This window comes from Candidatus Alcyoniella australis (assembly GCA_030765605.1).
Lineage (GTDB): Bacteria > Lernaellota > Lernaellaia > JAVCCG01 > Alcyoniellaceae > Alcyoniella > Alcyoniella australis.
Window position 1 is genome coordinate 1 of sequence record JAVCCG010000086.1, and the last position, 9,538, is coordinate 9,538.

Here is a 9,538-nt window from a genome sequence, read left to right on the forward strand (position 1 = left end):
AAGATGCAGTTGGCTTCGCTTTTAGGCATGCCTGACGACCTCGTAGCCAGTGTTGGATTTACGAAGGTCACATTCTACTGGCCTGCGATTTAAAAAAGAAGGGCATACTTTGCATTGCCGGCCGCGGTAATTGTTGCATCCCCACTGAACATACTGCTAGGTTCAACTGGGATTGGGATCGATATGGATAATGAAAAAAGAGAAGAACAGCGATTGAGACTGCGCGTATCACGCCAGTTGCTTGCCATGGTCAGCTACGCCGACGAGCGCTTCGCGGTCTATATCCAAAACATGACCGAAAAGGGAATCGGCATCAGCGGCAACCGCAACCTCGAGATCGGCGTGGAGCTGGGTGTCGAGGTGAACATCCCGCAGAACCCGACGCTGCAGCTGGGCGGAGTGGTGAGTTGGAGCCGCTCGCTGCCGGTGATCGCCACGCACAAGTTCATGATGGGTGTGCGCCTGATCGAGCCGCCGCTGACGTATATCGACTACGTCGCGCAGCTGACAAAGCGTGATTTCGAGCGTCGCGAGCATCCGCGCTACAGCGACATCCTCGAGATCTATAGCGACGACGTTCTCGACCTGCTGGAGGCGGCCACTGCGGACGTGGCGGCCAAGGGGCTCTACGTGCGCACGCGGCGGATGCTGCAAGTCGGCCAGCACCTTGAGATGAAGCTCTGCGGCAAAAATCTCGATCCGCTGTACTGCCTGGCCGAGGTGATGACCAGTTTTCAGTGCGACGAGGACAGCCTCGACCACCCCTTTGGCGCCGGAGTGCGCATCCTGTCCTTCGCCGGCTCCAACGAGGCCCGCTTCCTGGACTACTTGAAGTACCTCAAGCACCTCTACGAGTTCCACTGGCCCGATAAGAGCGGATCCGAATAATTGATGCGGGGGGAATCAAAATAAAGGAAGCCCCGCATGTGTCGTGTGGCGAGGAGATTGCGAACTGACTGTTACAAATAGGTTGTCCAGGCCAGCAGTTCCATCTGGTGGATGCTCGGGCCTCGGACTTAGGAGTTTGTGTTGTCAATCGATCGTTATCGCCATCACGATCACTGCAGGACTCAGGTCCAACATACCATAGTGCCCAGGCGGATCAAGCAGGTTTATTACAGCGGCTGATGCCATTGCCGTACAACGGTTATTGCGGGTTGCCAAAGACTTATATCGAGCATAACCTAGATTATTTATGAGACAGAGGGAGTGCTCGATGGCGGTTACAGGGAAATATCGGCCGCAAATCACAGCGATCATACTGGTCGTGTTGCTGACCCTGTGTTCCTGCGCCAAGAACGTCGGCCCCGACTCCCAGACCGCGGAGCAACCGTTGATCAGCGTCGAGCGTCCGGGTGCTTCCGCCCTGCCCCCGACCCAGGCCGGGCCGTATACCCTGGGCTTGGATGACCTGCTGCTGATCACGGTTTACGGACGCGAGGAATTGCTCAAAGAGGGACCGATCGACCCGGACGGCGCGATCTTCGTGCCGTTGGTCGGCAGGGTGCCCGCAGCGGGATTGACCGTGGTCGAGTTGCAGATCGAGCTGACCGCTCTGCTCGCCCATTTTCTCCGCGATCCGCAGGTGGACGTGCAGATTATCGAATATCGCTCGCGCAAGTTTTTTGTGCTCGGCGAGGTGTTGCAGCCCGGGGTGTTCGCCGGTCGTGGCGAAACCACCTTGATTGAGGCCGTGGGTCTGGCCGGCGGCCTGACGCAGGACGCCAACCTCTCCGAGGCCTTTTTAGTGCGCGAGGACAGCGTGGTTCCGGTCGATTTTCGTGCGCTGTTTCGCGGCGGCGAGACCGGACGGAATCTGCCGGTTCAGCGCGGCGACCTGATCTACGTGCCCTCGGCCAGCACATTGCGGGTCTACGTGCTGGGCGAGGTCAACCTGCCGACCGTGGTGGTAATGCGCCACGGCAGGCTGACGCTGGCCGAGGCGATCGCCGAGGCCGGGGGCTTCAACGAGAACTACGCCTATAAAAGCGGTGTCCAGGTTGTGCGCGGAGGCCTGGCCGAGCCCACGGTCTATACCGTCAACTTCCGCGACGTACTGCGCGGACGGCAGCTCGACCGCTTCGATCTCGAGCCGGGCGACATCGTCTTTGTGCCGGCCACCGGGCTGACCAAGTGGGAGCGCGCCATGCAGCAGCTGCTGCCCAACCTCTCGCGGATCATCGTCGATGCCGCGGCAGCACAATCCCTGGTCCAGTAGGTGAGGGATTGAATCGCGGCATGCCCTACCCCACGGCTCATAGCGGGCGCAGCGAGGCCGCAAGCCTGGCCGACTACCTGCGGATCATCTATCGCCGACGGCTGATCGCCGCGCTGACCTTTGCCGTGGTTTTCATCGGGACCGCAATTTGGACGATTCTCGCCACTCCGCTGTACGAGGCGTCGAGCACTGTACAGGTCCTTGAGGAGGGCGGACAGGATACGCTGCTCTCCGACCTGGCCAAGCTCGGTAAGGGCAGCCCGGTGGCGGACGAAATGGAGATCATCCGCAGCCGCACCGTGGCCGAGGGGGTCGTGGGCGAGCTGCAGCTGGACCGGCGGATCATCGGCAACGGCGACGCCTACGCCCAGCTGGTCGAGCTCAACGTGCCGCCCGAGCAAATGGGACGTCCCTACGAGCTGCGCTTTGTCGACGAGAACGGCGCCTTCGAGATCAGCGATCCGGACGGCGGGACGATGGGCACGGCCCGGTCCGAAGAACTGTTCAAGACGCCGATACTGACGCTGCGGATCGACAATGTGCGCGCCAAGCGGGGCGACCTGCTCTCGATCGTTCAGGTCCCGTTCGAGCAGGCGGTGTGGGAGGTCCAGGACAACACCCGCGTGCGGCAGGTCGGCGAGAAGACCAACATCATCGGCGTAAGCTACACCAGCCGCGATCCGTTGTTGGCCGCGCGGGTCGTCAACGCCTTGGTGACGATCTACCGTCGGCAGAACATCGAGCAGAGGTCGGCCGAGGCCAGCCAGACGCTGAGCTTTATCCAGGCCTCGCTGCAAGTGGTTCAGGAGCAACTGGACAGCAGCGAGGACGAGCTGCAGCGCTTCAAGTCCGAGAACGGCGTGATGCTGCTCTCCTCCGAGGCCGAGGCGTTGATCGAGCAGCTGGCGCGCTTCGAGGCCCAACTCTACGAAGTACGGATGCGCGCGACGGAGGTGCAGCAGGTGCTTGACCACCTGCTCGCCGGCCGGGCCGAGCAGGCGCTGACCATGCTGCCGGCGGTCCAGCGCGAGGACGTGGTGCTCTCGACCCACGGGATCGAGCTGGCCGAGCTGGTCAAGCAACGCCGCGGCCTGCTGTCGGTTCTGACCGAGAACCACCCCGAGGTGCGCGCGGTCCAGGCGCAGATCGAACAAGTCCAGGACAACATCGAGCAGGTGTTGCTCTCTAGCCGTGCCACGCTGTTGGGCCGCGCCCAGAGCCTGCAGGGGGTGGTCGACGACTATTTGGCGCAGCTGGGGCAATTGCCCAGCACCGAGCGCGATCTGGCGTCGCTGGCGCGCACCAGGCAGGTCAACGAAGGGATCTACACCCTGCTGCTGCAGAAGCGCGAGGAGGCGCGGATCGCCAAGGCGGCCACAGTGGGCAATATCCGCGTGATCGACAGCGCCATCGTACCCAAGGTGCCGGTGCGGCCCAAGGTCAAGCTCAACCTACTGATGGGCCTGATCGTCGGGCTGCTGGCGGCCCTGGGCGCGGCGTTCCTGCTCGAGTTCGTCGACGACTCGATCCGTACCGTCGAGGAGGTCGAGCGGCTGACCGGCAAGCCCAGCTACGGCACGATTCCGCGCATCGCCGATTCGCGTCGCGGAGCAGAGGCTCCGCCGGGCATCTCGCCGCAATTGGTGACCAGGCTCAACCCCAAGAGTCCGGCCAGCGAGGCCTTCCGCTCGCTGCGCACCAACCTGCAGTTCGGCGACCCGGACCACAAGCTGCACACATTGCTGGTCACCAGCGCCGGACCCGGCGAGGGTAAAAGCACGATCTCGGCCAACCTGGCGGTGACGATAGCCGCGGCCGGACGGCGCGTGTTGCTGATCGACGCCGACCTGCGCAAGCCGAGCATCAACCGCATTTTCCAGATCGAGCGCGAGCCTGGATTGACCAACGTGCTCACCGGCCAGAACGCATGGCGCGATGTGGTCCGCTCCACGCAGATCGAGGGGCTGGACGTGCTCGCCTCCGGTCCGATTCCGCCCAATCCCACGGAGATCATGTACAGCAAGGCGATGCGCGGCCTGCTAGACGAGCTGCGCCAGGAATACGAGATGTTGATTTTCGACTCGCCGCCGGTGATCGCCGTGACCGATGCCGCGATTTTGGGGGCGATGCTCGACGCCACACTGCTGGTGGTTGAGCTGGGCCGGGCCCGGGCCGATGCGGTGCAGCGGGCGATCAGCCTGTTGGCAAACGTCGACGCCAACCTGCTGGGTGTGGTGAGCAACAACATCAGCATGGCCGGCGGCGGGCACTACGGCTACTATTACTATTACCAAGACGACGAGGGGTCCGTGAAGCGCAAGCGCAGCCGCAGGGCCCGCAGCAAGCGACCCTGACTTTGTCCCAAGCCACCTGCCTCTACAGCATCGCCGCGCACCTCAACGGCGGAGGCATCGGGCGCATTGCCAAGTACGCGGCCCTGGGGCTTTTCCGGGCGGGCCTACTCGGCGAGTTGGCGTGCCAAGGGGTGCAACGGGGAATCCTGCCCGACGAGCTGGTGCAGCGCCGCCCGTTTCGTCTGCCGCGCCGCCTGGTGCGGCCGCTGTCGGACCAGAGTTACTACTATCTGAAGAACCTCGATTTCGACCGCTGGCAGCGCAGGATGGTCGACAACGACCACCCGCTGTACCACGGCTGGACCGCCCAGGCCCCACGCTCGCTGGAACTGGCGCAACGCGCTGGCAAGCGCACAATCCTAACCCGTGGATCCACGCACATTCTCAGCCAGGCGCGGCTGATCGCCGAGGCCGGCCTCGAGGTCGGCGTGAAGCGCGAGCCGATCATGCCCGCGGTGGTGGCGCGCTGCCTCGATGAGTACCGGATCGCCGACCTGATCGTGGTGCCCAGCGAGTTCGTCAAACGCAGTTTCGAGGAAAACGGCCACTCGCGGGACAACCTGATCGTGGTCCCGTTCGGCGTGGACCCGCTGGTCGATTGGCCGCACCCCGAGTTCAACGTCAGGCCGTCCGGACCGTATCGGCTGCTGTTTGTCGGCCAGGTCAGCCTACGCAAGGGCGTGGTGCCGCTGCTCAAAGCGATCAAAATTTTGCACCAGCGCGGAAGCGATCTGATCCTGAACATGGCCGGCGTCGTTGACGCTCAGGCCAGGCAGATCATCGATCGGCTGGACTTTCCCCGCGACAAGGTGGTCTTCCTCGACTTCGTGCCCCACCCCGCGGGCTATATGTCGGTTGCCGACGCCTTTGTCTTTCCGACCTATGAGGAGGGTTCGGCCTTGGTGACCTACGAGGCGATGGCTGCGGGCGCGCCGATGATCACCACGGCCAACGCCGGGTCGATCGCCCGCCACGAGCAGGAGGCGCTGCTGGTGCCGCCCGGAGACGCGCAGGCGATTGCCGATGCCGTGCAACGCTTGATGGACGATCCGCAGCTGGCAACGCAACTGGGACAAGCTGCCAGAGCGCGAGTGGCCCCCTATTCCTGGGACCTGTACGGCGCGCGCATCGCCCTGGTCCATCGGCTGGCTGCACAGGGGCTGGATCGGGCGGAAATACAGCGGCAAATAGATGACATGGTATAAAAACAAATAGATACAGTAACGTTGCTAATGAAATGCTTTAGCTATTGTGCTGTAAGCATATAATAACAATAAGTAATCAAGATTTAGGAAGCGCGATTTCAGCGTGTTCCGCTGAGGTCTCGACGTAGTGAGCTGCGGAGAGCCTAAGCCATTGCAGGTCGCGCTCAGTGAGTTCGCGCACCACTTTGGCCGGATGGCCCACTGCCAGCACACCAGCGGGAATCTGCTGCCCCTGAAGCACCAGCGATCCGGCGCCGATGATCACGTCCGATTCGATCTGCGCGTTGTCCAGGATCACCGCTCCCATGCCGACCATCACCCGGTCCCCGATCTTGCAGCCATGGACGATCACGCGATGCCCGATCGTCACCTCGTCGCCGATGCACAGGTCGGCCAGGTCGCGCGTGACGTGCACCATGCTCAAATCCTGGATATTGCTGCGTGCGCCGATACGGATGCGGTTGACGTCGCCGCGCACCACGGAGTTGTACCAGACACTGGACTGCGCGCCGATGCACACGTCGCCGAGCACCAGAGCGCTGTGCGCGATCCAGGCCGAGGGATCGATCTGCGGCGTGATTCCCTTGAAATCAACGATCATGGTTTCCTCGTTTTAATTTCATGCGCAAAGCACGAAAAAGGCCCCGGAGAGGTCCGGGGCCTGTGGAATAATTGCATCATCGGCTACATGCAGATGTCGCCCATTCCCGGAGGATAGGAGGCGATTCCGCACTCGAGGTGTCCTAACTGCATCAGGGCTTTGCGCCCTTCGGGCATCACTTGGATCGCCATGTTGCCGCCGCCTTGGTCGACCAGCATTACCTCGATCATCTGCGCGTCGAGGGCAGAGGCGCTGAAGTAGGCGCCGATATCGCCGGTCGAGGCCACATCGAAGGTGCCGTTGTAGCACATGAACGCCTTCTCGTAGGTGAAGGTCATGTCCATGTTGATCGTCATATTGTGGATATAAATGACCATGATCGCGGGCTGCGTGGACGTATCGTTATAGTCCCAGGTCAGGTCGTACTGGCCTGCCGTGGGCGCAGCCGAGGGCTGGAACATAAACATGATGTGGCTGCCGGACAGGGCGATGGAATCCTGGCCGTCGGCCTGCATCTGTCCGCCGTAGAGCACCACGAAGGTCATTGCCGGGACGAACCCGTCGATAACCATGTCGTAGTCCACCGGGTCGTCGTCGTCGTCGCCAATATCGTCGTCGTCGCCCGTATCGTCGTCGTCATCGTCGTCGACAAGGTCGTCGTCGTCATCGTCGTCGCCCTGGTCGCACGACACTGCCAGCCCGAGCACTAGGCCCAGAGAACACAGCAGGATCAGCAGATAGAGGACCCTGAATCTCTTCATTGGAAATTCTCCTTTCGCGACCAAACCCAATCGCAGGCAATCTGTATCGAACTGTAACCAGCCATGTATTACCCTCCGCAATCCAGTGTTGTCAAGCGTCCGCCCATCGAGCGCACGAAGTCCCTTTTCTTGCATATGCACTTTGCAACTGCGCAAGCCGCGGTTAGAATCTGCGGCCAATGAAACCTACCCTGTTATTCGACCTCGACGGCACTTTGGTTGACTCGCGAATGGACATCGCCCAGGCGATCAATCACGCGATCGAGCTCTACGGCGGCATCAAGGCACCCATCGAGTCGGTTCTGCCCTACATCGGCACGACCCTCGAGGCGACGTTCCAGGGGCTGATGCACGAGCCCTCGCCCGAGACGATCGAGGCCTGTACCGACGAGTATAAGAGCTACTACTTTGACCACTGCGACGTCTACTCCAAGCCGTTTGCCGGGGTGAAGCAAACTCTGACGCAGCTACGCGGACATCGGATGGCAGTGGTCACCACCAAGCGCTCGTACATGGCTCAGCAGCTTTTACAGAAGATGGACCTGGCCGAGCACTTCGAGCTGATCCTCGGCACGGATCCCGACATTTTACCCAAGCCCGATCCGGCGTTGATCCTGCGGGCCTGCGATCTGCTGGAGTGCGAGCCGCGCCGCAGCGTGCTGATCGGCGACACGGAGTACGACATCCGAGCGGCCCACGCGGCAGGTTGCAAGGTGATCGCCGCACTCTACGGATTCGGCGATCCACAGCAGCTTGAACAGCTGGACCCCGATGCCGTGGCCCAAAGTTTTGACCAGATTTCCGGCCTGATCCGACGGCTGTTCAGCGACCAACCCTGATCGATAATTCGGACCGGTCTATTTAACGGCCTTGTAGGGCAGCTTCTTGCCGCTGCGGCACAGGGAGCGCAAATCGGCGTCCGTGACGAATCCGCAGTCGCCGCGGCACAGGTTGCGCAGGTTCGAATCCTTGATGATCCCGCATTCGCCGCGGCAGAAATTACGCAGGTCCGAGTCCTGGATGAACCCGCAGTCCTTACGGCAGTAATTGCGCAAGTCCGAATCGTTGATAAATCCGCAATCGCCGCGACACAGATTGCGCAGGTCCGAATCATCGATGAACCCGCAATCGCCGCGGCAGTAGTTGCGCAGGTCCGAATCGGCGATCAGTCCGCAGTCGTCGCCCCGCGCATTTTGCACAGTGGCAAGCAGCAGCATCGAGGCGGCCAGGCAGACGATCACCAACGCCAAGGATATTCTTTTCATTGGGCTTACCCCCAAACCTGAAATATCAGAGTGCGTCGCATGCCACAAGCCGTGCAGACCGCGAAGCGCTTTTAATGTAAAATCCGACGAGCTTAACGCACCCGTAGTGGAGGATGCCGATGAGTCTGTTAATGCGTCTGTTGATCAGCGTCGCCCTGTTGCTGCTGCCCGCGGCGGCCGTGGCTGTGGACGATCAGTATCTTGAGGACAAGGCCGTTGAGTACGACCAGTGGTTTCAGCAGTGGTGTTCCACGGGTTACGGCGGTGCGAGCGAGGTCCATTTCACCGACGAGACGCTGAGCGCGATCCAGTCTCTGGGAGGCACCGGCGATTCGACGATTTGGACCGGAACCTACCTTGCGGGCGAAGCGTACCGCTACGCGGTGACCGGCGACCAGCAGGCCTTTGACAACGCGGTCAAGGCCGTGCAGACCTTGCATACCCACCTCAAAATTACCGGCAGCCCGGGCTACATCGCACGCTACGCCGGTCCGGACGAGGCGCCCTACAACAGCGGCTACGTCGGGGGGCACAGTCGCTACCATCAGGGCGAAGGCGAATACGAGGGGAGCTTTTGGGTCGGCGAGACCAGCCGCGATCAGTACACCGGCTGGTTCCTGGGAATGGCCGTGGCCTACGATCTGCTCGACGACGAGGAGATTCGCCAAATGATCCGCGAGGACATCGTCGAGGTGGTCGACACCGCGCGCTTCTACTATTGGTTCATCATCAAAGAGACCGGCACGCCGAGCACCGTGGCCGCGCAGATTACGCCGACCATGCAACTGGACTGGTCGTTGATCGAGGCCCACGTCACCGACGATCCCTACTACTGGAAACTCTACGAAGAGCGCTTTGAAAAGGTGGCTCCGATGCTGCCGATCGATGCAAAGATCGGCTTCTTCAACCGCTACTACGAGCATTACGGGCTCAATCTAAGCCACGAGACTTGGTTCAACATTCTACGTCTCGAGCGCGACCCCAACCGTCTGGCGTTCTACAGGCAGGTCTTTGACGAAAACGTCCGCCCCACGGTCCACAAAGCGCACAACGTCTGGTACGACTACATCTATTTGGCCAACTTCGGCCAGGCGGCGCGCGATTACCAGTGGACGATCGAGGACGACCTGCGCC

9 protein-coding genes are annotated in these 9,538 nt (G+C 61.5%); 6 read left to right on the top strand and 3 right to left on the bottom strand.

Going from position 1 to position 9,538, the window contains the following annotated elements:
• The first annotated feature begins 183 nt into the window (after positions 1 to 183).
• The 4 genes from P9M14_09585 (at position 184) to P9M14_09600 (ending at position 5,777) form a co-directional block, all read left to right on the top strand.
• Positions 184 to 888 carry a PilZ domain-containing protein gene (locus P9M14_09585; GenBank protein ID MDP8255989.1) on the top strand — a complete coding sequence of 235 codons (705 nt, stop codon included), beginning with the start codon at positions 184 to 186 and terminating at the stop codon, positions 886 to 888.
• Between the two features lie 328 nt (positions 889 to 1,216).
• The gene (locus tag P9M14_09590; protein ID MDP8255990.1) at positions 1,217 to 2,218 is read left to right on the top strand and encodes an SLBB domain-containing protein; all 1,002 of its coding nucleotides are present in this window, start codon (positions 1,217 to 1,219) and stop codon (positions 2,216 to 2,218) included.
• An 8-nt stretch (positions 2,219 to 2,226) separates the two neighbouring features.
• A complete protein-coding gene (locus P9M14_09595; protein MDP8255991.1) occupies positions 2,227 to 4,572 on the top strand; it encodes a polysaccharide biosynthesis tyrosine autokinase in 2,346 nt (781 codons plus the stop codon).
• 2 nt (positions 4,573 to 4,574) lie between these two features.
• Positions 4,575 to 5,777: a glycosyltransferase family 4 protein gene (locus tag P9M14_09600; GenBank protein ID MDP8255992.1), complete on the top strand. Its 1,203-nt coding sequence runs from the start codon at positions 4,575 to 4,577 to the stop codon at positions 5,775 to 5,777.
• 76 nt (positions 5,778 to 5,853) lie between these two features.
• On the opposite strand, the gene P9M14_09605 is transcribed toward P9M14_09600, so the two are convergent.
• Positions 5,854 to 6,378 (bottom strand): gamma carbonic anhydrase family protein, encoded by a 525-nt coding sequence (locus tag P9M14_09605; protein ID MDP8255993.1) that lies wholly within the window; start codon positions 6,376 to 6,378, stop codon positions 5,854 to 5,856.
• Positions 6,379 to 6,461: 83 nt separating this feature from the next.
• Complete coding sequence (locus P9M14_09610; protein MDP8255994.1) at positions 6,462 to 7,139, bottom strand: hypothetical protein; 678 nt, start codon at positions 7,137 to 7,139, stop codon at positions 6,462 to 6,464.
• Positions 7,140 to 7,318: 179 nt separating this feature from the next.
• Here P9M14_09610 and P9M14_09615 point away from each other — a divergent pair, with 179 nt between their 5' ends.
• The gene (locus tag P9M14_09615; protein ID MDP8255995.1) at positions 7,319 to 7,978 is read left to right on the top strand and encodes an HAD-IA family hydrolase; all 660 of its coding nucleotides are present in this window, start codon (positions 7,319 to 7,321) and stop codon (positions 7,976 to 7,978) included.
• 18 nt (positions 7,979 to 7,996) lie between these two features.
• Here the strand turns inward: P9M14_09615 and P9M14_09620 are convergent, their stop codons facing one another.
• A complete protein-coding gene (locus P9M14_09620) occupies positions 7,997 to 8,404 on the bottom strand; it encodes a hypothetical protein (protein MDP8255996.1) in 408 nt (135 codons plus the stop codon).
• A 119-nt stretch (positions 8,405 to 8,523) separates the two neighbouring features.
• Between P9M14_09620 and P9M14_09625 the strand changes: the two genes are divergently transcribed.
• A partial coding sequence (locus P9M14_09625) for a hypothetical protein (protein ID MDP8255997.1) occupies positions 8,524 to 9,538 on the top strand: 1,015 nt, incomplete at its 3' end.